This window comes from Methanomicrobiales archaeon (assembly GCA_030019205.1).
Classification (GTDB): domain Archaea; phylum Halobacteriota; class Methanomicrobia; order Methanomicrobiales; family JACTUA01; genus JASEFH01.
Genome location: JASEFH010000002.1, coordinates 57581 through 81886, shown reverse-complemented (window position 1 = coordinate 81886; position 24306 = coordinate 57581). Strand labels below are relative to the sequence as shown.

27 protein-coding genes are annotated in these 24306 nt (G+C 62.8%); 13 read left to right on the top strand and 14 right to left on the bottom strand.

The features are described 5' to 3' along the window. The first annotated feature begins 8 nt into the window (after positions 1-8). The 4 genes from QMC96_01890 (at position 9) to QMC96_01875 (ending at position 3057) form a co-directional block, all read left to right on the top strand. Complete coding sequence (locus tag QMC96_01890; protein ID MDI6875505.1) at positions 9-821, top strand: hypothetical protein; 813 nt, start codon at positions 9-11, stop codon at positions 819-821. Beyond that, a complete protein-coding gene (locus QMC96_01885) occupies positions 818-2212 on the top strand; it encodes a radical SAM protein (GenBank protein ID MDI6875504.1) in 1395 nt (464 codons plus the stop codon). Before QMC96_01890 ends, QMC96_01885 begins: the two co-directional genes overlap by 4 nt. A gap of 22 nt (positions 2213-2234) precedes the next feature. Next, positions 2235-2432: a hypothetical protein gene (locus tag QMC96_01880; GenBank protein MDI6875503.1), complete on the top strand. Its 198-nt coding sequence runs from the start codon at positions 2235-2237 to the stop codon at positions 2430-2432. A 73-nt stretch (positions 2433-2505) separates the two neighbouring features. Continuing rightward, positions 2506-3057: a hypothetical protein gene (locus tag QMC96_01875; protein ID MDI6875502.1), complete on the top strand. Its 552-nt coding sequence runs from the start codon at positions 2506-2508 to the stop codon at positions 3055-3057. 66 nt (positions 3058-3123) lie between these two features. On the opposite strand, the gene QMC96_01870 is transcribed toward QMC96_01875, so the two are convergent. From QMC96_01870 to QMC96_01825, 10 genes are all read right to left on the bottom strand, one after another. Continuing rightward, the gene (locus tag QMC96_01870; protein MDI6875501.1) at positions 3124-3750 is read right to left on the bottom strand and encodes a fasciclin domain-containing protein; all 627 of its coding nucleotides are present in this window, start codon (positions 3748-3750) and stop codon (positions 3124-3126) included. A gap of 238 nt (positions 3751-3988) precedes the next feature. Continuing rightward, a complete protein-coding gene (locus QMC96_01865) occupies positions 3989-4477 on the bottom strand; it encodes an NAD(P)H-dependent oxidoreductase (GenBank protein MDI6875500.1) in 489 nt (162 codons plus the stop codon). A gap of 130 nt (positions 4478-4607) precedes the next feature. Then, positions 4608-5744: a protease inhibitor I42 family protein gene (locus QMC96_01860; protein ID MDI6875499.1), complete on the bottom strand. Its 1137-nt coding sequence runs from the start codon at positions 5742-5744 to the stop codon at positions 4608-4610. Positions 5745-6488: 744 nt separating this feature from the next. Next, positions 6489-6899: a hypothetical protein gene (locus tag QMC96_01855; GenBank protein MDI6875498.1), complete on the bottom strand. Its 411-nt coding sequence runs from the start codon at positions 6897-6899 to the stop codon at positions 6489-6491. A 214-nt stretch (positions 6900-7113) separates the two neighbouring features. After that, positions 7114-7563 (bottom strand): hypothetical protein, encoded by a 450-nt coding sequence (locus QMC96_01850; GenBank protein ID MDI6875497.1) that lies wholly within the window; start codon positions 7561-7563, stop codon positions 7114-7116. Positions 7564-7636: 73 nt separating this feature from the next. Continuing rightward, positions 7637-7960 (bottom strand): hypothetical protein, encoded by a 324-nt coding sequence (locus tag QMC96_01845; protein ID MDI6875496.1) that lies wholly within the window; start codon positions 7958-7960, stop codon positions 7637-7639. Between the two features lie 24 nt (positions 7961-7984). Beyond that, complete coding sequence (locus tag QMC96_01840; GenBank protein MDI6875495.1) at positions 7985-8401, bottom strand: hypothetical protein; 417 nt, start codon at positions 8399-8401, stop codon at positions 7985-7987. 1018 nt (positions 8402-9419) lie between these two features. After that, the gene (locus QMC96_01835) at positions 9420-9875 is read right to left on the bottom strand and encodes a hypothetical protein (protein MDI6875494.1); all 456 of its coding nucleotides are present in this window, start codon (positions 9873-9875) and stop codon (positions 9420-9422) included. Between the two features lie 442 nt (positions 9876-10317). Then, positions 10318-10809 (bottom strand): hypothetical protein, encoded by a 492-nt coding sequence (locus tag QMC96_01830; GenBank protein ID MDI6875493.1) that lies wholly within the window; start codon positions 10807-10809, stop codon positions 10318-10320. A gap of 97 nt (positions 10810-10906) precedes the next feature. Beyond that, complete coding sequence (locus QMC96_01825; protein ID MDI6875492.1) at positions 10907-11272, bottom strand: hypothetical protein; 366 nt, start codon at positions 11270-11272, stop codon at positions 10907-10909. A 330-nt stretch (positions 11273-11602) separates the two neighbouring features. Between QMC96_01825 and QMC96_01820 the strand changes: the two genes are divergently transcribed. Further along, the gene (locus tag QMC96_01820) at positions 11603-13414 is read left to right on the top strand and encodes a thiamine pyrophosphate-binding protein (GenBank protein MDI6875491.1); all 1812 of its coding nucleotides are present in this window, start codon (positions 11603-11605) and stop codon (positions 13412-13414) included. 423 nt (positions 13415-13837) lie between these two features. On the opposite strand, the gene QMC96_01815 is transcribed toward QMC96_01820, so the two are convergent. Together QMC96_01815 and QMC96_01810 are read right to left on the bottom strand one after the other, a co-directional pair. Beyond that, entirely contained in the window at positions 13838-14059 is a 222-nt protein-coding gene (locus QMC96_01815) for a hypothetical protein (protein MDI6875490.1), read from the bottom strand. Further along, positions 14038-14661: a hypothetical protein gene (locus tag QMC96_01810; protein MDI6875489.1), complete on the bottom strand. Its 624-nt coding sequence runs from the start codon at positions 14659-14661 to the stop codon at positions 14038-14040. The genes QMC96_01815 and QMC96_01810 overlap by 22 nt, the downstream gene beginning before the upstream one ends. Positions 14662-15042: 381 nt before the next feature. Here QMC96_01810 and QMC96_01805 point away from each other — a divergent pair, with 381 nt between their 5' ends. The 4 genes from QMC96_01805 to QMC96_01790 all read left to right on the top strand — a co-directional run bounded on the left by QMC96_01805 (position 15043) and on the right by QMC96_01790 (position 18097). Continuing rightward, positions 15043-15837 carry a transporter substrate-binding domain-containing protein gene (locus QMC96_01805; GenBank protein MDI6875488.1) on the top strand — a complete coding sequence of 265 codons (795 nt, stop codon included), beginning with the start codon at positions 15043-15045 and terminating at the stop codon, positions 15835-15837. A 128-nt stretch (positions 15838-15965) separates the two neighbouring features. Then, the gene (locus QMC96_01800) at positions 15966-16643 is read left to right on the top strand and encodes an amino acid ABC transporter permease (protein ID MDI6875487.1); all 678 of its coding nucleotides are present in this window, start codon (positions 15966-15968) and stop codon (positions 16641-16643) included. Positions 16644-16648: 5 nt separating this feature from the next. Then, complete coding sequence (locus QMC96_01795; protein MDI6875486.1) at positions 16649-17410, top strand: amino acid ABC transporter ATP-binding protein; 762 nt, start codon at positions 16649-16651, stop codon at positions 17408-17410. Continuing rightward, positions 17411-18097, top strand: a complete 687-nt coding sequence (locus QMC96_01790) for an amino acid ABC transporter permease (GenBank protein ID MDI6875485.1) — start codon at positions 17411-17413, stop codon at positions 18095-18097. Between the two features lie 125 nt (positions 18098-18222). On the opposite strand, the gene QMC96_01785 is transcribed toward QMC96_01790, so the two are convergent. Both QMC96_01785 and QMC96_01780 read right to left on the bottom strand, forming a co-directional pair. Next, complete coding sequence (locus QMC96_01785; GenBank protein ID MDI6875484.1) at positions 18223-19311, bottom strand: EamA family transporter; 1089 nt, start codon at positions 19309-19311, stop codon at positions 18223-18225. Positions 19312-19443: 132 nt separating this feature from the next. Then, on the bottom strand, positions 19444-20256 hold the full coding sequence (locus tag QMC96_01780) for an ABC transporter substrate-binding protein (GenBank protein MDI6875483.1): 813 nt from the start codon (positions 20254-20256) through the stop codon (positions 19444-19446). Between the two features lie 318 nt (positions 20257-20574). On the opposite strand from QMC96_01780, the gene QMC96_01775 reads away from it, so the two are divergent. The 4 genes from QMC96_01775 to QMC96_01760 all read left to right on the top strand — a co-directional run bounded on the left by QMC96_01775 (position 20575) and on the right by QMC96_01760 (position 24298). Continuing rightward, positions 20575-21333: a hypothetical protein gene (locus tag QMC96_01775; protein MDI6875482.1), complete on the top strand. Its 759-nt coding sequence runs from the start codon at positions 20575-20577 to the stop codon at positions 21331-21333. Positions 21334-21532: 199 nt separating this feature from the next. Continuing rightward, entirely contained in the window at positions 21533-22282 is a 750-nt protein-coding gene (locus tag QMC96_01770) for a DUF2795 domain-containing protein (protein MDI6875481.1), read from the top strand. A 102-nt stretch (positions 22283-22384) separates the two neighbouring features. Next, positions 22385-23128, top strand: coding sequence for a PRC-barrel domain-containing protein (locus tag QMC96_01765; GenBank protein ID MDI6875480.1), 744 nt, complete (start codon positions 22385-22387; stop codon positions 23126-23128). 600 nt (positions 23129-23728) lie between these two features. Continuing rightward, positions 23729-24298, top strand: a complete 570-nt coding sequence (locus QMC96_01760; protein ID MDI6875479.1) for a hypothetical protein — start codon at positions 23729-23731, stop codon at positions 24296-24298. Positions 24299-24306 lie beyond the last annotated feature (8 nt).

The window sequence follows — 24306 nt, the reverse complement described above, 5'->3', positions numbered from 1 at the left end:
TACCTGGAGTGCATTCGTTTTCGATCTATACGGATCCGGACTACCGGGGACAGGGCATCTCGGAAGGGCTCTCTCGAGGTCTCCTCGTCAGTGCGGACGGGACGAGCCTGACCGGGGAAGGGATGGGGATTGGAGCACCCTCCTTCCGAACCGGGGAGAGAACCTACTTCTCCCGCCGGATCCGGAGGAGGCAGATCGACTCGCAGCACTGGATTCATACGGACACCCTGGACACCTGCTTGGAATGGAGAATCCACGGGAGATGCATGGATCCTCTCACGCGCTGCCTGGAAAGGGCTGCCGACCTCTACATGCGGCTCACACCCTTCCAGCGCCATATGCTTCCCTGCATTCTTCCCACCCGGAACCTATTCTCCATTCACCCCTCTTTACAGCCCGTGAGTCCTGTCGGTGAGGTCTGTTTCGAGTACAGAGTCTCGGGAGGGACGATTGTGGTGAACTGCGGTGTGGATGCCTTCACGGAGCCCCCTCCAGCCGTTTACCTGATGAACGAACTCAGCGCGAATTACTTCACGGCCGCCTGGGGGGCCGGCCCCCTGCAGGCGCCGCCGCCCTGGGAGAGGATCCCGTGCGTATTCCCCACAGACGCCCTGTACGATCCCGCACACCGGCTCCTCTTCCGGATCACCGCGGCGCAACCGGGTCCTGGAACCATGTTCCGTATCTTCCGGGGACGGGAAAAAACAGACGAGCGTTCGTGGGCTGGATTTATCCTCGAGCTGACCGGTGATGGGAAGTCTCCGACGGATGCGCCCGCCATCCGCTACGAGATTGAAATCGCGGAGGCATCCCGCGGATGAGACGGAAGGCGGATCCTGCTGTTGCCCTGATCTACCCCTATTTTCGGGAGAACGATCCCGTGGACCTGCTCTTCCCGCCGCTCGGCATCGCATCCTTGGCGAGCCAGCTGCGGGAGTTCGGGATTCCCACGCGGATCTTCGACTGCACCTTCGAGACGTTTTCGGACGCAGTGGAACGCATCGCCGCTTTCAAGCCGTCCATCGTGGGGATATCTGTGATGGTCACCCTGAGCGGACCGGCCTTCCGGCTGCGGTCGGCCCTTGCGAATCGGCTGCCGGAGGCCCTTTTTCTGGCGGGAGGCCCGCTTCCCACCGTACATCCTGGGCCGTTCGCCGATCGCTTCGATGCGGTCTTCCGGGGCGAGGCGGATGTGACCTTCCCCCAGTTCTGCCGGGACTACCTCGCCCTTCCGGAGGGGGGCCTGGAAGGCCTGGAGCTCTCGCGCTACCCCGGGATTTACCTGCACACCCGGAGCGGCACTCTCTCCCTGCCGCCCATTCACCACCCGGTGTCTGTCCTGGACACGCTCCCTCTGCCGGACCGGAGCGACCTGCCGCACAGCCTGTATCAGCGCCACTGGCAGACGAAGGCAGGGTGCAGGGCAACCAGCATCCTGATCACCCGGGGCTGCCCCTTCTCCTGCGACTTTTGTTCGCGCCCCGTCTGGGGGGACCTCTTTCGCAAACCCTCACTTGACCGGGTTTTCGAGGAGATCCGGCAGATCCTCGCCCTGGGCTACGACCGCCTGTGGATCGCGGACGACTGCTTCACCCTGGATACGGAGTTCCTTCTGTCTTTCTGCCGAAGGATGATCGATGAGCGTCTGCCGATCACCTGGACCTGTCTGTCCCGCGTCGATCGGCTGAACCGGCAGCTTGCGGAGCAGATGCGGGATGCCGGCTGCGTCCGGGTATACCTGGGCCTGGAGTCCGGGAGCGACCAAACGCTCCAGCTGATGGGGAAGCGCACTACGGTCGCGGATGGCATCTCCGCCGCACGGCTGTTCCATGCAGCCGGGATCGAGACGGCGGGATTCTTCATCGTCGGCTACCCCGGAGAGAGCGTCGAGTCCATCGAGAGCACGTTCAGCCTCGCGCTCCCCCTCCCCCTCTCGTCCATCTCCTTCAACGTGCCCCTCCCTCTTCCGGGGACGCCACTCTTCTCCCGCGTGATGGGGGACACCCCCATGACGGACTGGAGCCACGCCAATGAGGTGCGATTCCTGTATCCCTCGGAGTTCGACGAAGCCTGGCTTCGCAATCGGATCGAGGATACTCTGGAGAAGTTCGGCCGCAGAAGGGCTGCTGACGCGACGGAGGGCATCGATATGCACGATGCACACGGGGAGGGTGACGGGGCGGACCCGGACCGCTTCGGATCCTTAATATAGCAGCACCGCACCACGATCCGCCATGCAGCAGGTGATCATCCAGGGCGTCCAGCGCGAGGATGGAATCCGCGTCTACTGGCTGGAGGGCAATGAAACCAGGAACACACTCCTGGAGTACCGCGAGCTGATCGATATGAAGATCAATGCCCTCGATCTTCTCAACAACCCGGAGGGCTATCTCATCGACGCGGACACCCGCACCATCGCGATGCGGAAGTGAACACCGGTGCAGGCGAGAGGGGCTGAATAGGACGTTCTCCCCGCAGGATCTGGCTGGACTATCCGGGCGAAACATGGATTTACTCGACTACGCACTTGCAGGCTCCGGGAGTGAGAGAGCAACTCTGCTAAACGTCGCTGCCTCTATTTTCTTTGGAATCTGTCTCCCCCTGATCCTGTCTCAAATATGTGGCATCTCCGTCCCGCTCACCTGCTCTCTCGTTGTATCCACGTTCACGATCGAGTACGGTGCGGCGGCTATCGGCCTCGCCAGCGGGCTTCCGCCAGGATATGTGCTCATCGTCATGGCCTCAAGCGCTTTTTCCGTTATTCTGTTCTCTTTCAGCGTCCTGGATGCGCTGGGAGAGCGATCGCCGCGGGTAGCCGCCTTTATCGAGCGGGCTCAGCGGAAGTACGGCAGCTCGCGGATGCTCCGGCGGTACGGTCTGATTGCCCTCGTACCCGGCGTGATGACGGTTGGCCTCTATGTCTGTCCTCCGCTCATCTGGATCCTGGGCTGGAACCGACGGCAGTCGATTCTGCTCATGATGCTTGGATTTCTCGCGAGCGTCGCTGCAACGCTCCTGACCGCAATGGGGGTCCTCACGGTCCTCCCGGGTACATAGCCCGAATACCCTTTCACACTCCCCCGTGCGGGGGCAGGAACGAAGAAAGAAGGTGGAGTGGCAGGATCAGTAGCCTCCTCCACCCCCCGGGGTCCCGGTGGTCGGTGTCGGGGTGGGGGCAGTGAGATTCACCGTGATGTCGACCGAGGGCGGCATCATCACCGCATCGATCGCGTGGATGATGCCATTCTCCGCCTGCAGGTCGGGGACGATCGCCACAGCGCCGTCTACGGTCACCTGTCCTCCCGTGACGTTGATCGTCAGGTTGCTCCCCTCGACCGTCTCGAGGGTTGTCAGGTTTGCCACTTCCGCAGCCGTGTACTCTCCCGGGACGAGATGGTAGAGGAGCACAGTCCTCAGGTCTCCCTCGGGGTCTGCAAGCAGCGCCTCCACCGTTCCATCGGGAAGCTCTTCAAAGGCATCGTCCGTCGGGGCGAAGAGCGTGAACGGCCCCTGCCCGTCCAGGATCTCTGTCAGGTTCGCCGCATCCAGGGCGGCAGCCAGGGTCTCGAACCGCTCTCCCTCGGCCACCATCTCCGCGATGGTCTGCCCCGCAGGGGCGGGGGTCGTCGTGGGAGTGACGTTTCCAGCAGGCGTGGTTGCCGTCGGTGTCGGGGTCGTGGGTCCCGTATCCGTGGTGCATCCGCTGATCAGGATCGCCCCGGACATCAGGAGTATGAACAGGAGTGCCATACGTCGGATCATGCTCTATTTCCCTCCCTTCTTTTGAAAAGGGCAACAGTAATTCTCTCGGCATTCATAAAGGTTGTGGTGACTCCCCGGGCGGGATACAGTCAGTCTGCCGATGGCACTGTCGGGTTATGCGCCCAGAATTCCTCGTATCCTGCCGTGGCGAATCCATGGCAGCCGGTTCAAGGTGCCGCTCCCCCAGGGCCTGCGGCTGCCAGAGAGCGTTCCTGCGACGCAGGCGCTATACCCGGGCAGGCCTGGCCTTGCGGATGGTATCGGCAAACTCCGCGAGGACGGTATCGATGGCATCGGCATCGACGTTCGCCTCCAGGGTGGAGGCGGATGAGACAAACCGCATGCCCTTCCTCTCCAGAGGTCCCCGCACGGCAGCCACCGCCTTTGCCACGCCCGGGGATCGCGATTCCGTGAGCACGGAGAAGGGTTTTCCCGACGCTCCCGAGACCTGCGCCAGATACTCGTTGATATAGGGCGGCACTCTGCCCGCCCAGATCGGCGTCGCGACGACCAGGTAGTCCACATCGCTCAGGTCCGTCCTGGCCGGGCGGATCTTCGCTCGCAGCCCGAGCGCTGCCTTCATCGCTTTGGAGCCCATACCGGATTCCGTCTGGGGAACGATCCTCTCCAGATCGGCATCCAGCGTCTCTCGAAGCGCGGTCGCTACCTTCTCGGTGTGGCCCTGCCAGGAGTAGTAGACGATCAGAATTTTCATCGCAGCCCTTTCCCGTGCACGAAAGGGACTCTGCTGGTATTAATTTTGCGGGAATGTCGGCACTCGCACGGAGAGGCTTCCGGCCATTGCTGTTCCCGAGCCTTTAGAAAAATGGATGGGGGTGCCCGATTCAGGTCACGGTGACGTTCATGCTGAAGGTGTCCTCGACGGAGGTCGGGTCGAAGGGTTGCTTGTATACGGCAGCGACCTTATGCTCCCCCTCCCCGATCGCCTTGATATGCCAGGAGCGGACGCCTCCCGCACCCAGCATCGGGGCCGAGTCGGACGGCGGGATGTACTCGTCTGCCACGACCGCAAGCCCCGGCGTCAGGGTGAGGTTCCAGGAGTAGCCGGTGGAGGGGTTCTCGGGCAGCCGCAGGTTGAACTCGTCCTCAAGCGGCACCTCTACGGTCTTCCCGTCATCCTCCGCGGTGAACACGCTGAACCGCGCCGGCATGCCGGTTGGCGTGGCGGGGATCGACGCGTTCCCCACCTGGATGGTCAGTTCGAAGCGGGTCTCATTGCCGGAGGTCGGCTCAAAGGGGCGTTTGTAGATCGCGGCGATCGTCTGCTCGCCGCTCCCGTTAGCGGTGACGTCCCAGTAGTGGAATCCGCCTGCACCCGGCATCGGTTCGGAGGGCTCGACGAATCCCTGCTCCACCAGGCGCAGCCCCGACGGGATGCTCATCTGCCACTGGTAGCCCGTGGACGGGTTCTCCGGCAGCAGGATCCGGAACGTCTGGTTGGGCTCCACCTGGACGGCGGATCCGTTCGCGTCCATGGTCAGGAGCAGGTAGGGTACGGCCTCGCCGGAGACCACCCAGAGGTGCAGCGCAAACGTCGTCTCGTTGCCGGAGGTCGGTTCCCAGGGACGCTTGTAGATGCCGCTGATCGTCTCGATGCCCTCGGTCGTCGCCTTCATGTGCCAGGTATGGTATCCGCCCCCTCCCACGATCTCCCCGGCAGTCCGGTTCGGGGTGTACTCGTCCGAGGTGACGACCAGACCGGGCGTGGTGTTGAGCTGCCACCCGTATCCCGTGCTCGGGTTCTCGGGGAGCCGGAGCTTGACCGTTGCGTTCAGACCCACGTAGTAGGCCTCGCCATCGTTCGTGGTGTCGAAGCTATAGGTCGCACCCTCAACCTGGGCCTCCTTCGGGGTCGTGTTGCCCTCCGGACTCCCGATTCCGCTTCCCAGGCATCCGGCAAGCAGGATCGATCCGAGGCAGAGGGCGAGAAGGCCCGCTGCCGCAGCATGGCGTATTTTCATGTGTGCTTTCTCCTTCGCGTACCCATGGGTATCGCCCTGTATCTATTTAGGGTTTTAGTAAACTCCAAAAATTTTTGGAGTTATTCGGATTCAGGGCGTCTGTGGGCCGGGATGGAAAAGTCCATCCGAAGCAGTCTGTGAAAATTCCCAGAACTTATGCTCCCGGGCGGTGGAAATCTCCCTTCTCCCTGCCATGCCCCCGCTCCTCGCCCGGGGCGGGTGAAGGCCCTCGTACAGAGACAGGGATTTTCACGCTCCTGTTCCCCTGTCCCCGGCAGCAGGTTCGCCCGCTCCCGGGGCGGATGTGGAAGGCTCTCTTTCGAGGCGATGGCGCTGTGAATCCACCATTTCCTTGTCTGCTTCGGATCGCAGGAGCGGACACGCTCAGTCCTGTGCTGACCGGTCGTCCTGGTTCGTGTTAGGCGGGAATACGATTCGGTCCTATCGCACTGAGGGGGCGCCCCCCCCCAATTTCCCCCACCCCCGTTCTACGATAGGGTCTGGGATGCCAATACGATCTGGTCCCGATCTATCTCGGAAGAACGGATCCTGGATAGATCCGGATACCGAGCCTATCGCATCACGAGTGGGAGACGGGGGAAAGGGGCAAGCGCCTGGAGGCTACCTTAACGCTACGCCCGAGCGGCACTGCCGTGGCCGGGGCGGTCGGGCATGCGGGATGCTTCTCCGGCAGGATCCTCTGGATGCCCGTCATCTTACAAAATTAAAAAGGAGCGACTCGACTCAGTATACGCCCAGCACCCGCCCGACAAAGAGCCCCACCAGGGCGAGGATGACGCCCAGCAGCAGGAACAGGGACGCGATCATCAGCCACATCCGCAGATTCTGCTCCGCTGGAGTCAGTCTGCGGTGCAGGGACGCATACTTGGACTTCAGCAGCGTCCCGAGGACGATACCGATCCCTGCACCCATCGCCGGGCCGAGGGAGACGCCGACGGGAATGTTCTCCAGGGCGTATCCCGCAGCGAGCCCCGCCGCCAGACCGCTCGCGGTCCCGAGGGCGATCCCCGTGCCCATCCAGTACTCACCCGGACCGTCCTCGTTCATCTCCCAGGGCTTCCGCAGGATGATCCCGATCGCGAGGAGGACGATGCAGGCGATGATGACGAGCGAGAGCGCGATGAATCCGTCCATACCGAATTGATTTTTCCACCCGCTATGGCATATACCTTTGGAGAGTGGCCGCGATCTCGCGTCTCAGGCTGACCGCCGGGGTCCGCTCTCCTGAGGGCAAGGCCGTTTCCTTCCCGGATTGCCGAAGATGGCGGCAGCAGCCCCTTCGGCCGCCGGAATCGCACGGATCGGTCCGTCCGATGTGCCGGCAGGGTATCCGCATTCACGGCAGCAGTTACTCCGGCTTCAGACCTTTCTCCGCAGAATCCCGCCTCTCCGCCCGATCGTGCGGGGGGCGTCTGCGGGACCAGTGGACGTGGCGCAGGGAACGGTTCTGCTCCTGCCGTGCCGCGATGGCCTTCCGCTTGGCCTCCGACTCAGGAATCAGCCGCATCATCGCGATACGGTGGTAAGCGACGCGGCTGTTGAACCAGGAGAAGACCTTCTGCATCTCGAGAAGCAGCTCCCGGCACTCCCGCATCTCCGTGCCGGTCAACCGGTTATCGTCGATTACCCTCCGGAACCGTTGCCGGGCCTCATCCTGGAAGCCTTCGATGGCGACCAGGTGGTGTACGATGGACCGATCGCGGGAGGCTGGAATCTCGCCCGTGCCGCCGACGCCCCGTTCATGACCGCCCATGCCCGTCTCTCCCCCTTCTTCGTCTATCCCCCATCGGGGCTGCATATGCCGGGCGATGCCAGATTAATGTTTTGGCTGTGGCAGGGTGGCACCGGTGGCCCTCCCACCGGCTCTGTGGTCAGAGGACAAAGTCCTCGAGGCGCGTCTGCCGTGCGCAAACCGCGCTGAGGGAGGAGAGACGCAGGCCCAGGAGGCGTATCTTCCGCCCGTCCAGGAGGCTGGCGAGCAGTTCGCGGGCGCCCTTCCGCATCAGGGCGATGTCGTCTGCCGTGTGCCCCAGCGTGCAGGCCCGCGTGCGGAAACGCAGCCCCTCGTCCCTCAGGGTGTCGGCGAGATCCTCCGCCAGCAGATCCAGCGTGCGGTAGAGGTCGCCAGGGTCCGCGATATCCTGCTCGAACGTGACCTCCCGGCTGACCGACCGGCACCCCGATCCTCCCGCCACCTCCCGATCGTCGATGCCGAGAGGTCATGCATGACGAGGCCCCACCGCCCGAAGGGGGATATGAGCTGCTGGACGTCGCGGGCGGCGCGAGATCGCCGATCGTTGCAACTCCCCTGCGGTCTTCGGTCCGACGCCCGGTATCTTCTGCACGGGCAGCGGTGCCAGAAACTCCCGCACCGCATCCGGTTCCACCGGGGTGAGCCCGTTTGGCTTCTTAAAGTCAGTGGCGATCTTGGCTACCACCTGGCAGGGGCCGATGCCCGGGGAGGCGGTGATCCCCTCCTGCCGCCGGATCGCCTCCGGGATGGAGCGGGCGCACTCCCGCGCCCGTTCGTGGCCCGGTTTCGATCGCAGAGACGAAAGTGCAGCCGGGCAGGTTCCGCCCCTCCAGCGAGGAATCCCCGGCAGCGGTCCGCCCGCTGGGATACTGACTCTCGACATCCCCATACTCCGTACCGGGGTGGAGCGCCATCGGCGCTCCGACCGCCCTGGCAGAGGTCGGCCGTACGGACGGCAGGGACAAGAACGCGCCGATTTCGCTGTCGAATTTTTCGAATGGCGACCCTGTACACGCCATTCTACCGTCTGCTGACACCACGGAGAGGCGGAATCTGCACCCGGACGCCTCGAGGTTCAGGGCCTGCCGCACCGCCTGCACCATCCCAATCTGAGCATCGACGGCTGTTCTCCGGGCTGCGACGAGCTCGCAGAGCCGATCGAGATCGCTCCGCTCTATCGCCACCGGCAGGTCTCCAGTCCCGCGAAGCGGGAAGCCTATCCCGGCCAGGTTGCGGATACGGATTGCCCACTTCGATCCGGTGCACGCGCAGTGGCGGCAATCACTGCAGGTGTTCTATGCCGCCGGTACGAGCAGCCTCCGCCCCTCGAAGAGACGGAGCGCATCTGCGTGACCCGCGAGGAACATAGTGAGGGGAATCCGCTCTGCTGTCATGGCAAAACAGCGATTCTATCGTCGCCGCGGCGCACCAGGAACCGCAGTCTTCCCGGGGACGCCACCCGGCAAACGGGTGTCTCTCGCCGGCCTTCGACGACCCTGAAGGGGGCGGGGCGCGGGCGTGGCATCTGCCGCCGGAGGATGTGCTGAGCAGGCCTGCATCATCGCGGCGCTTTTGCCTGCAGTGCTGCCTTGCGAAATAGTAATTTCACCGTGCCACAATAAGTATTGTGACGACGATGGCTCATCTCCCCGGGGGTGGAAAGGTGGAAGGTGTCAAATGAACAGAATCTCTATACCCAATATCTATACCATCGCCGTCTAGTAAAAATGCTATTGCTATTATTAAGGATTTATCGAAATTACCCTGCGGGCGGAATCTCCTCATTCGGGGAGGAAGATGGCGAATCCGCTCAAATCCTGCCGTTCCTCGCTCAATGCGGATATGATCCGGCCGAGGATCAGGAAATTGGGGAACCAATCGTTCCCCGATCTGTATCCGGATCAGCGCAATCGATCCGATCTCACCGGTTCCACATACTCCTGAATGGCCTTCAAGGCAAACGTGGTGGAGTCGTGCAGGGCCTGGCTTGCCTGGCGCTTGTCCTCCATGCTGCCTGCCACTTCCACGTTGGGCGCCCAGAAGTGCAGCTGATTGTAATAGTCTAAAAAGACAGCCTGAGCCTGCATCAGGTTGGAGAGGGCCCGCTGGATCTCCACATTGGGTTTCATGACAAAGATGGTGACGACGGCGAAGATGCCAAAGAATCCGAATATGATGGCAAGAATCTCATTCTGAAGGATCAGTCCTGATATCGCTGCTATGAGCAGGAGCAGGAGCCCGATGGCAAACGTGGCATTCGAGAGGATGATGAGGTTCCGGAAGGCGATCCTGCCATCCTCGATGGCGTTGTTCAGTTCATCCAGCGTACTCTCCAGGATCTTACCGTTGATTCCCATGTGTTTCCCCTCCGAGGGTGATCTGGCATACCTGTCCGATGACCGGACCTCATCGACTGCTTTCTTGAAGCGACGCGCCTCTTCCAAATCGGCATTGTATACCGTCGGCGCGGTTCCGCCGAAGCCCCCCCCGCCTCCGGCAGACTCTGGAATCGCACAGTTCTGCAGCAGTACAGCCTTTGCTGACTGAACCCTGTCAATGAGAGCATCGAAATATTGATCTGACATTAACGGGAAGGTATTTTTTCAACTATTAAAGTTTAAGCAATAGATAAATTCTCATATTTATAAAGTATTCTCAAATATGTCTTAATATCTAATTAAAAATGATAATATATTGAAATATTAATTATTCGAAATAAGAATATATTTAAATAATAGATATAAAATATGTTTCCGGCTCGTCCAGCGTATGGACGATCGAAATTTCCGCATCTGGTTTTCAGCAGATGAAGATCTTCGGATCCCTGCCGCTCTTCTGGAGCGTGAACCCCAGGTGAAAGAAGTTGTAGAGAGAGTTGAGCCACATCACGGAGTAGTTCAGATCTCCCGGGAGGGTGGCGGCGGTGTCGATCCCTGCATCCTGTTCGAGCCCCTGCAGGAACTCCGAGAGAAGGACGCAGAACCCGTGCAGATCCTGCACTCCTTCCCGGTGCGGATCGATCACCCGTCCGGTGAGCGCCGCGGCCAGGTACACACGGGCCCAGGTCTCCAGCCGGCTCCAGTTCGCCTCGAAGTCGTACGGGATGGGTTCCAGCGCGTCCCAGTACTCGGGGGGGAAGAGGCGGTGGAGGATCCGGATCTCGTTGACCATGTTCCCGTGCGCGTGGAGGTATCCGATATCGCCGGCGTTGTAGTCCCCCTTCTGCAGCCACTTCCTCTGGAAGGCGTCTTCATCCTTTCCATCCCATTTCAGGTAAACGTCTGTCGCCACTGTCGTCCTCCTGCCGTACGGTGCCCGCGGGTAACCGTGCCTGCGCCCCCTCAGCGGCTTCCCGGCACCGCCCGGTCTGGAAGGCAGACCGCATTTCCTACGATTGACCGCTCGCATCCACGCCGAACCGCTCGCGGAGAACCTGCATCAGGAGCTCCGATTCCCGCGACTGTCCGATGATCCGCTGCACCGCCTCCGCGAGCTGATGGTTGAGATCGTCTCTCTGCTGCCGCTTGAGGAACGCCCGCCCATATCCCTGCTTGATCAGGTCTTCGGCGACCTGGCACTTGTAGAAACACTTCTCGAATATTTCTGCGGCATCCTGCATCACAAAAGCAGGGTGGCGGTTCTTTACGTTCTGCAGGTCCCTCAACTGCTTCACATGATCGTCCACTTCGTTCAGGAGCCGTATGATAGCAGCAATATGTCTATCTTTCTCGTCTTCAACATGATAAAGAGGCATAGACGGCTCATTCAAAGTTGATCCGCTGCCGATTCATATACTTTCTCTTCTGCATTTGCCGTTTTGACCCAATTTGTCCTCCTGCATGGCCACTGAATGGCCATGCAGCGTTCTACAGGGAAAATGACGATTCCCGGCGGCTGTACGGGGAGCGCGGCGGGATCGCGGCCTCCCGTCCGCTTCCGCCCCGAAGGAGCAAGGCATCTCTGCCGGTGGCGACGAGCAGGATGGGGTCTGCATTCGGGCTGCAGCCCGAACGGATGCCCGCAGGACGGACCTTCCTCACTCCGCCGTCCTCTCCGGATGCGGCCGCACCGATATTTATATAGAATGATGCGCCTGTCTGGTGGAGCGGAGGAGATGTGGTTGGCTCTATGGCGATGCACGGTCTGCGGCTACGTCTACGACGAGGAGCGGGGAGAACCGGTGACGGATACCCTGCCGGGCACCCCGTTCGAGAGTCTGCCGGATGACTGGCGGTGCCCGGTCTGCGGTGCGGAGAAAGACGCATTCGAGCGCCTCCCCGGGGAAGAGGTGCACGCGGTGGCGGAGACGACCGTCTCGGAGGTTCTCGTCCGCGAACTGGAGGCCTGGGATGTGGAGTTTGTCTTCGGCATCCCCGGCTCCTCCTCCCTGGGCCTGGTGGACGCAGTACGGAAGAGCGATAAAATCCGCTACATCCAGGTCCGCCACGAGGAGAACGCAGCGATGGCAGCGTCCGCCTACAACAAGCTCACGGGAAAGATTGCCGTCTGCCTCACCATCGCCGGTCCCGGGGCCACTAACCTGACCACCGGACTCTACGATGCCCGGGAGGACGGGGCGGCGGTCCTCTCCCTGAACGGACAGGTGGAGAAGCAGTATACCGGACCCTACAACATCCAGGAGATCGACCAGGACGCGTTCTTCCGCCCGATCACGGTCTTCAACAACACCGTCTACGAGCGGAGCGTCGCGGTGCTCCTGCTCACCCGGGCGCTGAAGACGGCAATCATGGAGCGGGGTGTGGCCCAGCTCTCGGTCCCGAACGACATCCAGAAGCAGCGTCTGGATGTGCGATTCTGCCGCCGCGAGACCTGCATCACCGACTTCCACATCGTGCCCGACGCCGCGCAGCTGCAGAGGGCGATCGAAGCGATCGATGCGGCGGAGGATCCCCTCATCATCGCAGGATTTGGCGCCTACAACGACGGAGAACTGGTGCTCGACCTCGCGCGACGGATCCAGGCCCCGATCCTGACCACCTACCGCGCCAAGGGTATTCTCCCCGAGGACAACGAGTGGGTCGTCGGGATCCTGGGCTCGGTCGGGTCCCCGCAGGCGCGGGAACTCGCTAACGGGGCCGATCTCCTGATCACGCTCGGCGTCGGGTTCTCGAAGCTCACCGCCGTCCCCACGGACAAGCCGCTCGTCCAGGTGGATATCAATCCGGTCAGGCTGGGCAAGGGATCGAAGGGAGTGCCGCTCTGGGGCAACTGCCGCCTGGTCATCCCCCGGCTGACGGCCGGGGTGGCTCCACGGCCAGAAAAGGACGTTCTTTCCCGCATCGACCGGATGAAGCGTGCCTGGGCGGACCTGCTGGAGCGGGAGGCCGATCCGGATGCCGTTCCCATCCGCCCGCCCTACATCATGAAGGTCCTCTCCGAGACGGTTCCCCCCGACGCGGTGATCACCGTGGACGTGGGAGAGAACCACTGGTGGTTCGGACGGAACTTCCGGATGAAGCGGCAGCGGTTCACCATGTCCGGCTACCTGGCCACCATGGGATACGGGTTTCCCGCGGCGATCGCCGCCAAACTCGCCTATCCAGAGAAGACCGTCTTCTGCATCTGCGGCGACGGCGGGTTCTCCATGGCGATGGCGGACTTCGTGACGGCGGTGAAGTACGACCTCCCGATGGTCATCGTCGTCCTGAACAACCACGAGCTGGCGATGATCCAGGTGGAGCAGAAGCTGGAGCACTACCCCGGCTTTGGCACCGAACTCACGAACCCCGACTTTGCCGCCTACGCGGAGAACTGCGGGGGAGCGGGCATCCGCGTGGAGAGGCCTGCCGAGCTCCGCGGGGCGGTCCTGGAGGCTATCCGCCTGAACAGACCCGTCATCGTGGACGTGGAGACCGATCCGCGGAGGATAGTCTGATGGGGCAACCCCATCTCCCCGATCGTTGCGAGCGGTCCCTCTCCTCTTTCCGCCCTGCTGCACCGCGGAGCAGGGCGGACGCAAAAAAAGAGTGAATGTTCGAATTCTGCCTGGGAGGATCTCGCAAGGTCTGATCGCACCGCCCCGGCGGTCAATGGGAAGAGAGGGTGCGCCCACCTCCGCGATGCGGCAGCCCCGAGGGGAGAGTGCCTGTGATGCGGCCTGCTTCATAGAACTGTTCCCCGGTACAGGAACGGAAGCCGGCGGCCATCCTGTCCGAACTCCCCGGGGAGTGCTCCCGAGAAGCGGGCTTGCCGTATCCGCGTGAGGGGGCGGAGCCCTGGGGATGGGGTTCCTGCTCCCCGATACCGGCGTTGGTGCTGGCACTGCCACTTGGACGCTGCCGCCCGCATGGAATCGAAATCAGGATCCGTGCCGCCCTCTCTCCGGCTTTCTCTCTTCCGGCCGCCGGGCCTCTTTGCGCTCCGTCTTCCGCAGCTCAGCCGGATTTTCTGTCCCCGTCACCTGCAGATCGCCGCTCTCCCAGACGAACCGCTGTCGGTGCTCCTGACGGCCGATCCCGGCTGCTTCCAGGATCGCGTCCACCGCCCTCACGGTATCGATCAGCCTTTCACTCCGGCCCATCGGACACCCCCTCCGGCCGTTCTTCGCTCTCCGCCCTGCCCTTCTGCAGGCTCCCGCCCCATCCGCACGAGGGTGGCAACCCCGTCCGCCAGGACGATCTCTTCGGTGCTGCGGACCCGCCAGGCGGTGTTCCGGGGGAAGATCACCTCGTGATCGCTCCCGCCGATGTACAGCGCGGTCTCCCCCACGGTGCAGGGCACCGCGAACACCACCCGGGGCTCTGCAGCGCTCCAGATGCACTCCGTCACGACGTCCCTCCTCGCCGTGAAGGGCTGGTAGCCGGCATCCCTGAACCGCTCTACGCCGGTCCGCACGCGCTCCAGCACCGCCCCGGCGTCCGGGCCGGCCATGCCCCTGAACACCTGCGGAGCCCTTCCGCCCTGCACCGCCCGGATCCTATCGACCGACTCCCTGTCCAGCCTCGACCGGTAGATGGCCGAATCCAGCGCACGCACGTACGCCCGCATCCCGGTACGGTACTCCGGGGGCAGCTGCCCCGGGTCCCGCAGGTAGACATTGACCCCGTGGCCGGACCGGATCCACTCCCGGATCGCGTCCATCTCCCTGTTCGAGAGGTCTCTTCTTTCTGCCCAGAACACCATCTCGCGTATCCCTGCCGGGTGTAGGTTCTCCGATCCGGCATTTAACCGTATACGATTCGGGGCGGCTTTGCACCGCTCGCGGCGAACCGTGCTGCTGGCTGTGGCATACCGGGCGCTGTGCAGAAGCCCCGCTCTCCCAGTGTTCCGCCCACTGCCGGGGAGGCGGCCGAGAAGAGCGCGGTACACTCTCCCGAACCTGAATCTATGCCAACCGTGTGCGATGCCCTGACCGCGGGATCTCACGGCTGATCCGCACCCCTCCGGCAGACGTGCAACCCGAGCAGAACCGCCTTCAACCCACGGACAGGGCGATTTTCAATCGTGCGACACAGCCATCAGTTTAATAAATGCTAAATAGCGTGGGCTCCGTACTGTTCGATCATGAACAGGAAAGTCCTTTTTCCGGTTCTGGTGCTCATGGCAGTAGTGGCAGCCCTCGTCGCGGGCTGTGCCAGCACGCAGACAGAGACCCCATCCCAGACGACGGGGCCCCAGCAGAAGACGCTGATCGTCGGCATCGACGGAGAGTATCCCCCCTACAGCTACGTCAACCCGGACGGCAGCGTCGCGGGGTTCGACGTGGACTCGATGCGCTGGATCGCCGAGAAGAAGGGGCTCAAGGTCACGTTCCAGCCGACTGCCTGGGACGGAATCATCCCCTCGCTCATTGCGGGCAAGATCGACCTGATCTACTCCGGTATGACGATCACCGAGGAGCGCGCCCAGCAGGTGAACTTCAGCATCCCCTACTGGCAGGTGAACCAGTCCGTCTCCATCCACGACGACACGGACTTCACCATGGACGACTTCCTGGGCGGCACCCTGAAAGTAGGCGCCCAGCGGGGCACGACGGGAGCGATGTGGGTCGAGGAGAACCTGATCGAGAAGGGCCTGATGGCGGAGAACAGGTTGGTCCTCTACGACAGCTTCCCGCTCGCTGCCACCGACCTGCAGAACAAGCGCGTGGATGCGATCATCTACGACACCCCGCCGATGCTCGATGCGATTGCCGGTAAGCCCCTGCACATCATCGGCGAGATCGACACGGGAGAGCTCTACGGGGTCGCCGTCCGCAAGACCGATCCCGAGCTCCTGGCGACCATCAACGAGGGGCTCACCGAGCTGATGGCGGATCCCTACTGGGAGGATCTGAAGCAGAAGTACGAGATGGATTGAACGCCCATCTCCTGTTTTTGAGGATAAAATAACAAGACATATTTTCCATCCCCACAACACTATTACTATCGATTCCCCCGTTCCATCCGCTGGCACACCGGGCGGGGCGATTTCCGGGTGACGAATGCATGGATGTTTTTGAGATCCTTTCCATCTGGACGCCGTATCTGCTGACGGGCATCGGCGTCACCCTCGGGCTGGTGGGTATTGCGCTCTTCATCGGGGTGACTCTCGGGCTGCCCATGGCTCTGGCGCAGGTGTACGGCGGGTGGCCGATCCGGGCCGCGACCGCCGCCTACGTATGGTTCTTCCGCGGTCTGCCCATCCTGGTGCTGCTCTTCCTCTTCTACTTCGGGATCTTCCCCAGCATAGGCCTTCAGGATCTCTCGGCCTTCGTGGTGGGAGCGGTGGTGCTCGGGCTTCGCGGGGCTGCCTACCAGTCCCAGATATTCCGCGGGGCGATTCAGTCCATTGGGGAGGGGCAGATGATCGCCGCCATGTCTCTCGGGATGCCCCGCGGCACCGCGATCCGCTCCATCATCCTGCCGCAGGCGGTCCGCATCGCGCTGCCCGGCTGGTCCAACGAGTACCCTGAGATCCTGACCGACTCCGCCGTCTGCTATGCGATCGGCGTGGCCGAACTCCTCACGCGGACGTCCCAGATCGTGGCGCAGACCTACGTGACCATTCCCATCTACCTGGTGTGCGCGTTCATCTTTATCCTGCTGAACTACGCCGGTATGCGGGTGATCACCTACGCGGAGAGTAGGATCGCCATTCCCGGCTTTGCGACGACGGAGGGCTAGATCCAATGGAAGACGACAGGTGCATTCTGCGGGTGGAGGACATCCACAAGTCGTTTGGGGACAAGGAGATCCTGCGGGGTGTCTCCTTCGAGGTGCACAAGGGAGAGACCAAGGTCTTCATCGGCCCGTCGGGGACGGGGAAGAGCACGCTTCTTCGCTGCATCAACCAGCTCACCCCGCCCGATCGGGGCAGGGTCTGGCTGCACGGGGAGGAGGTGACGAACTGCGGCCACCGTATCCACCACTACCGCCAGCGGATCGGGATGGTCTTCCAGAACTTCTTCCTCTTCGATCACCTGACGGCACTGCGGAACGTGGAGATCGCGCTTCTCAAGGTGAAGAAGATGGATCCGAAGGCGGCCCGTGAGAAGGCGCTCTTCGAACTCCGCCAGGTGGGAATGGAGGAGTGGGCGGACCACTACCCGGCCGAACTCTCTGGCGGGCAGGCGCAGCGGGTTTCCATCGCGCGTGCGCTCGCCATGGATCCTGATGTGATCATGTTCGACGAACCGACGTCCGCGCTCGACCCGGAGCTGACGCGGGAGGTGCTGGAGGTGATGAAGAAGCTCGCGCGGCAGGGGATGACCATGCTCGTCGTCACCCACGAGATGGGGTTTGCCTGCTCGGTTGCGACCGAGATCCTCTTCATGGAGAAGGGCAGGATCGTGGAGCAGGGGTCGCCGAACGACCTCCTCTATGATCCGCGGTTCACACGGGCGAAGGGCTACCTGAACCAGTTCTCGGACGTCCTGGAGCGGAGGGCGTAGATGGACACGGCGACCTACTTCTCCGTGGTTCTCGGGCCGGCGCTGGTAAAGGGTCTCTGGACCACGCTCGCGCTCATCGCATGGACTGCACCGTTCGGGCTCCTGCTCGGGACGGGGATCGCGGTCGGTCGGCAGTACGGCGGTCCGGTCCTCTCCCGCCTCTGCAAGGCCTACGTTGTATTCATCAAGGGCACCCCGCTCCTCCTCCTGCTCTTCATCCTCTACTTCGGGCTGCCCTCGATCGGGATCACCTTCAACGCCTTCGTCGCCTCGGTGATCGGCTTCGTCCTCTGCAACGCGGCGTACAACTCGGAGTACATCCGTGGCGGCATCAAATCGGTAAAAGAAGGCCAGATCACCGCCGCCCAGGCTCTGGGAATGACCCGGATGCAGTCCGTGCGGGAGATCGTGCTCCCCCAGGCATTGCGGAGGGCGATCCCCGGGCTCTCGAATGAGTTCATCTATCTGATCAAGTACTCGTCGCTTGCCTACATGATCACGCTCGTCGAGCTGAGCGGGGCGGGGAAACTGGTGGCGACGAAGTACTTCACCTATACCGAGACGTTCCTGGCGATCGGGCTGATATACCTTGCGCTCGTCTCCATCACCACGCTCGCCGTCCACCTCCTCGAGAAGAGGGTCGCCATTCCCGGCATGCTCAACGGGAAGAGCCGGGCAACCCTGTAACCGGAAATTTCAGGACTGCCATCCCTTTTCCCGCCCGTGCTGGCCTGACAGCCAGACCGGCCCATCCCCCGGACAACCGGTTGCGGCCCCGGGCGGGTTCACGGCAGGCTGCCCGCCGCCCCATCCTACGATCTGCGGTGCAGGTGGCGGTGGTGGATATCCGGGCGGTGCGGATGGTCGTGCACCCGCTCGGGGTGGCGGTGCAGGTGGGAGTGCTCGCCATCGGGCCCGGGGGGAGGCGTCTCTGCCGAATGCTCGTGGTTGTGGTGGAGGTCGTCGTGGCAGTGGCGGTGCTCGTGGATCAGCGGCTCGTGGCGGTGCTCGTGCGAGTGCCGTTCGGCGACGAGCAGGTAGACACCGCACGCCATGACCGGGGCGGCCAGGAAGAACCGCAGGTCGGGGATCTCCGCGAAGATCAGCAGGGAGACCGTCACCCCGAAGAGGGGGGAGACGGCGAGGAGCGATGCGGATCGGGCGGTGCCGATCCCCCGCAGGGCGTGTATGAAGAGCATGCTCGTGAGCCCGCCGAAACTGGTAAACCCGAGGATCATCGCGGCAACGGTAGTGTTCAGGTCCGGCCAGGCCGCCCCCAGCATGAGAGCGGCGGCAAACGCCATCGATCCACCGAGAAGCCCCTTCAGGGAGACGATAACGATCGGATCCTTGGCGGAGATGTTGCGGGCGACGTTGTTGTCGAGCGACCAGAAGACGGTCGAGAGGATCACTCCGAGCGCCGGGATCGAGATGCCCCCGATCGCCTGCGGGTCCCAGGAGAGGATGATGCAGGACGCCGTGACGAGCGCGAGCGCCAGCCAGACCCTGCTCCCGATCGACTCGCGGAAGAGAGACGCGGCGATGAGCGTCGTCGCCACCGCCTCGAAGTTCAGCAGGAGGGCGGCGGTCTCCGCAGGGGTGTTCGCGAGCCCGTTCATGAGGGCGATCGGGGCCAGGAAGCCGCCAAATACGATCACGCCGCAGAGCCAGGGCAGGTCTCCGCGCTGCAGGGCCGCCTCCCGATGCGCCCTGCCGTTTCCGTCGCGCGTGACCAGCAGGAGGAGCCCGAGCGTCCCGATTCCGCTCCCGATGTAGAGGAGGGCGGAGAGGGTCAGCGGATGGACCTCGGAGAGCAGCAGCTTGGAGAATGGCGTGCCGACGCCGAAGAGGGCGGCGGTCATCAGGCCGAAGATCAGCGGGTTCCGCGACCAGGAGGGCATGGATATACCGTATCTATCCGTCTTCCGGGGTGATATAGGGTGCGAATCCCCGCACGCCGCTTCGTCCGGCCATCGCCCTGCTGCACCCCACGGAGCGCCCCGGAACTGCCGAAAAAGAGAAGAGAGACCTGCTCACTTCATGTTGTACTTCTCGATGAGCTCCTGCCAGTAGGGATCGGCCTGGAGTTCCGCGAGACCCTCGTTCAGAGTGTTCAGGAGCTCCACATCCGACTTCCGCACCGCGATCCCGAACTGCTCCTTCGTCTCGACAAATCCTATCGTCTTGACGGGTTTGCCGGCGACGATGTCCTTGAGCACCAGGTCGTCGTACATGACCGCATCGATCCGTCCCGCCTCGAGATCGTTCACGGCGAGCGGCGTATTATCGTAGGTCTTCAGGTTGTCCTCCGGCATCAGCCCCTTCTCGATCAGGTTCTCCTCGATCCACATGGCGGCCGTACAGCCCCGCTGCGTGCCGATCTTCGCTCTTCCGGCGAGCACGTCCTCGAGTGTGATGGAGGATGTGTTCAGGGCTACAACGTCCTGGTTCACGGTCCAGTAGGGGATGGTGAAGTTCACCTTCTGGGCGCGCTCCTCGGTGATCGTCATCCCCGAGTGGATGATATCGATCTTGCCGGCCTCGAGCGCCGGGATGATCCCATCCCAGGCGGTCTGCTGGAACTCTACGTTGAAGCCCTTCTTCTCGGCGATCCAGCGCATGGACTCCACGTCGAAGCCCGTGGCCACGCCCTTCTCGTCGATATACGAGAAGGGTGGGTAGGGCACGTCGATGCCGACCTTATATGTCTTCATCTGGGGTGTGCTCGTCGTCGGGGTTCCTGCATCCGTGGCAGGAACCTGTGTCTGGGTGCCGGCGCATCCTGCCAAGAGGACGGCCAGAACTACCGCGGACACAACCAGAGAAGGGAGTATAACCTTCTTCATGAGATTTTGATTGACAATGCAGATGTAAATATCTTTTTAATTGCGTATTCTGCGATATTTTCTTATTGCACAGTATTAAAATGCCTCAATTCACGTCTCCCCTCCAGGATCGGTGGGATACGGCGGTGGGGGCCACCGCTCCGCGGGGAGGGGCGGAGCGATCCACGGCCATCCGGGGGAGATAGAGAATTCTGCGTGCAATAGGCTCTATCTTGAGGCGTGAAAGGTGAATGTAAGGGCTATTGCCCTCCCGTTGCATCAATAACCCCCTCACAGAGCCTCTAGATGGCCGAATCTGCGAAACCTATATATATTTCCATGAGGGACTACCCCCTCGGTGATCCCATGACGGTTTCGCTCATGATGTTTCAGATAAGCGCGGTCCAGAGACAGATCGAGGAGACGCTCGCCTCGATCATCGCGTTTCTCCCCAATCTCGTGGTAGCCATCATCATCCTCATCGTTGGCTGGCTTCTCGGGAGATTCCTGGGCCGGGTCGTTGCCGAAGTTCTGGATCGGATAGGAGTCGACGATGCCGTTCGAAAGACCTCCGTAGGCCAGTATATCGAACAGACCGGAACCAGTATCGTCCGGTTGATGGATCTCCTTGTCCGGTGGTTCATTTATCTTATTGCCATCCTGGCGGCGATTGCGGTGCTCCAGATCACCGTGCTCACGGTCCTGGTGGCGAACATCGCGGCGTACATTCCCAACGTCATCGCCTTTATCCTGATCCTGGTGGTGGGTTTTATCCTGGTCGACTGGCTGGCGGATTTCCTGCACTCCTACGGGCGATCCCAGAACATCGAGTTCATGGGACTGTTCGCCATGGTCCTGCGGGCGTTCCTCTACTTCGTGGTCGCGATCCTCGCGCTCGAGCAGCTGCTGATCGACCTCACGATCATCTACACCTTCATCACGCCGATTGCCTGGGGCGTGGGCCTGGGCGTCGGTGCGGCGATTGCATTCTTCTTCTTCTTCGGGTTCCGTGACCGTGCCCCACGGATGATGGGGGACCTGATGAGCTCCATGCAGCATGAAACGGAGAAGGTCAGGCAGCAGGAGCAGAAGAAATAACATCCTTTTTGTTCCCGTGTAGACCAGCCCTCAACACCCTTCTGCATATTTGAAGCAACCTTTATGTAGTGCCGGACTCCATCCGCCAACCTGCCACGCGAGCCGGGTGCTCGCAGCAGACGAAGCAGGAGGTGAAGAGATGGTAAATGCAGGAGCAGAAACTGCGCCAGAAATCCGACCGCGGAGAAGAGAAGGCGAGATGCTGGTCTCCACGAGGGATATCCGGGATGCTCATGTGCGGAATACGGCCGGGGAAGACCTCGGCGCGATCGAGAGCCTGGTGCTCGACGCTGTCAGCGGCCAGGTGATTTATGCAGTGCTGGGATATGGAGGGATTCTCGGCTACGGCGAGAAGCTGTTTGCCATCCCCTGGGAGGCGATCACCCTCCGCCCGGAGGAGCGGGAGGTGATCATCGATGCGGCTAGGGAAAGGCTGGAGAGCGATCCCGGATTCGACCGGAACCAGTGGCCCCGCCAGGGGGACTGGACGCTGATCACCGGCCCGCACGCGACGGCACCCCGGCGCGAGGAGGAGCTGCGCCGCCCTCTGGAACCGGCGCGACCGGCAACGACCGAGACCTATATCCCGCCCCGCGAGCGGGAGATCGCGGCTTCGCAGCCCGCGGAGGTGACGCTGGTCGCTGCGACCGAGCCCCGCGGGACGATGCGGCCTGCGGCGGAGGAGCGGGTGGCTGCGACGGAGGAGATGCCGGCGGCCCGACCGGAGATCATGCAGGAACGCGTTACGGCGGCGGAGGAACATCTGAGCGCCGCCGATCTCCAAGACGCCCTCCGGGGCCTGGACTATCCCGCCCGGAAGCAGGACCTGATCGGGCGCGCGCGTGGGAACGACGCTCCGTCTTCCGTCATCGAGGTGCTGGGGCAGTTCGAGGACCGTGAGTATCATTCCGCTGCCGACGTGAGCCGGGAGTTCGGCAGGATCCGCTGATCCTGCTGCAGGGAGGATCCGGCGGACCCCGGGGAGCGCCGAAACCTATTTGGAACTCCGCCGCGTCATGTCCCATCTTGCCGTGACATCGGGAAGATAGCGATGGCAGACGTGCGGGTAGCGACGATCGCGGAAGGCCGGGCGAAGGCTGTAACGCACCTTCGGCTGGTTAGAATCGAGGATATGCGGGGAGCAAGGGTCCGGAACCCGGAGGGCGAGGAGATAGGGTCCGTCCGCGACTACGTGCTGGACCTGAACAGCGGGGCGATCGTCTATGCCGCCCTCGCCTTCGGGGGCATGCTCGGTGTCGCGGAGAAGATGTTCGCCATCCCCCGGGAGGCGTTGGTTCCGGAGGCGGGCCAGGGCGCCTTCTGCGCAGGTATCCAGAAGGAGAGGCTTGAACGTCTGCCCGGTTTCGATGGAACCGCCCGGCCGATCGCCGGTGACTGGACGCCGGTCGGATCGGCCCGACCGCTGCCGGTGGAGGTGCAGGAACCCTCCCGTCTGCGGGAGGAGGCCGCCACGGCGATCGCCCCGATCCGGCCCCTCACGCCGATCGCGCCCGTGGGTGCGACGCAGACGGCTCGATCCGGTGGAGAGGTGGTGATCCCGGTCGAATCCCGCGCCGAGCCGCTGCCTGCGGAAGGGGCGTCCCGTGCGTCCCCTCCCGCGGAGATGCCGCTGGCCACCCCGCCGGCATCCCTCGCAGGGGCGGAGCGGCATGCAGGAGCCGCCCATACCCGTCTGATCGCCGCCGACCTGCAGCAGTCCCTCAGGGGCGTGGACTGCCCCTCCGACAAGCAGGGGCTGAATCGCCAGGGCGCGGGAGCACGGCGCCTCTCCTGAGGCCCTGGAACCGCTGCAGCAGTTCGAGGAGCGGGAGTACAGTTCCGCCATCGACGCAAGCCAGGAGTTTGGACGGATACGATAACCCTCCGTGGGATCTGCCGGAATCCGGTCGATCCGCACGGGCCTGCCTGCCGATCCCGCGGCAGCCGCGCGGGTGCAGATCCGCAATCCCGCTCCCCGCTATCAGTTCTCTGCACCGGGAGTTCGGCTGCCGCGCGGCACTGGGGGCGGCGGGTGCGCCGTCGAGACAGTGATCAGAGGTGTGGCCGGGAGGGAGCCCGCATCACACCTGAGCGGAGAGGAGTCGTGTACAACCCATTCCGGTGCCCTATCTGCGGATCCGAGGAGAGGACCCTGCTGGAGATCGTACCGGGAGCCCGAGGCCCCGTCTGGCATTTCCTGTGCAGTTTCTGTCGGTACGAGGAGGAGGTATCCGAGACGGATCGGGAGGCTCGTGCACTGTACCCGGCGGATGGCACCCGTCCCCACACCTGAAGGCCAGCTCTTCCCGGGACGGGATGCCGGGCTTCGGGGGTCGTGGGCGCCGTGCCGTTCGGGGCAAGGGTTCTATACAGGGGCTGCGCTACAGTGCCGGGCATGCACGGTGTTCCCGCCCTTCGGGCCTGCATACGGCAGTTCTCCCGCCGAGGGTGCTACTTCCTGATCCTGCGGGCAGCAATCCTCGTTCCCCTCTTTCTGCTGGTCCTTCCGCTTGGGCTCGGCCTCATATTCGGCATCGCCCCGCCGGTCGTGCTCTCCCTCGTCGGATCGACGCTCCTCCTGCAGGCAGCGGCGGCCGCGGTGGGGCTGGGGTTCGGGATCCACCCGATTCTGGTGCTGGTCCTCACCACCTCGGTCGCCGTTGCAGTCATGCTGGGTGTGTTCTATGCGCTCGACATCTTCGCGCAGCAATCCCGGCGGTTCCAGGGATGGATCCAGAGGATCGACGAGCGGATCCTCCAGTACCCGGTACTCAAGCGGTTCGGTGTGCTGATGCTCATCCCCACCATCTGGATCCCGGGGATCGCCCTCTACGGCACTCCCATCGTGGCCTGGATCCTGCGGTTCGATCGCCCGATCTCGGTCGCCGTCATGATCTTCGGCTGGACGGTTGCATCCGCGGTGGTGATGGCAGCCGCTCTCGGTCTCGTCTCGCTGATCCTCTAGGGGGCAAA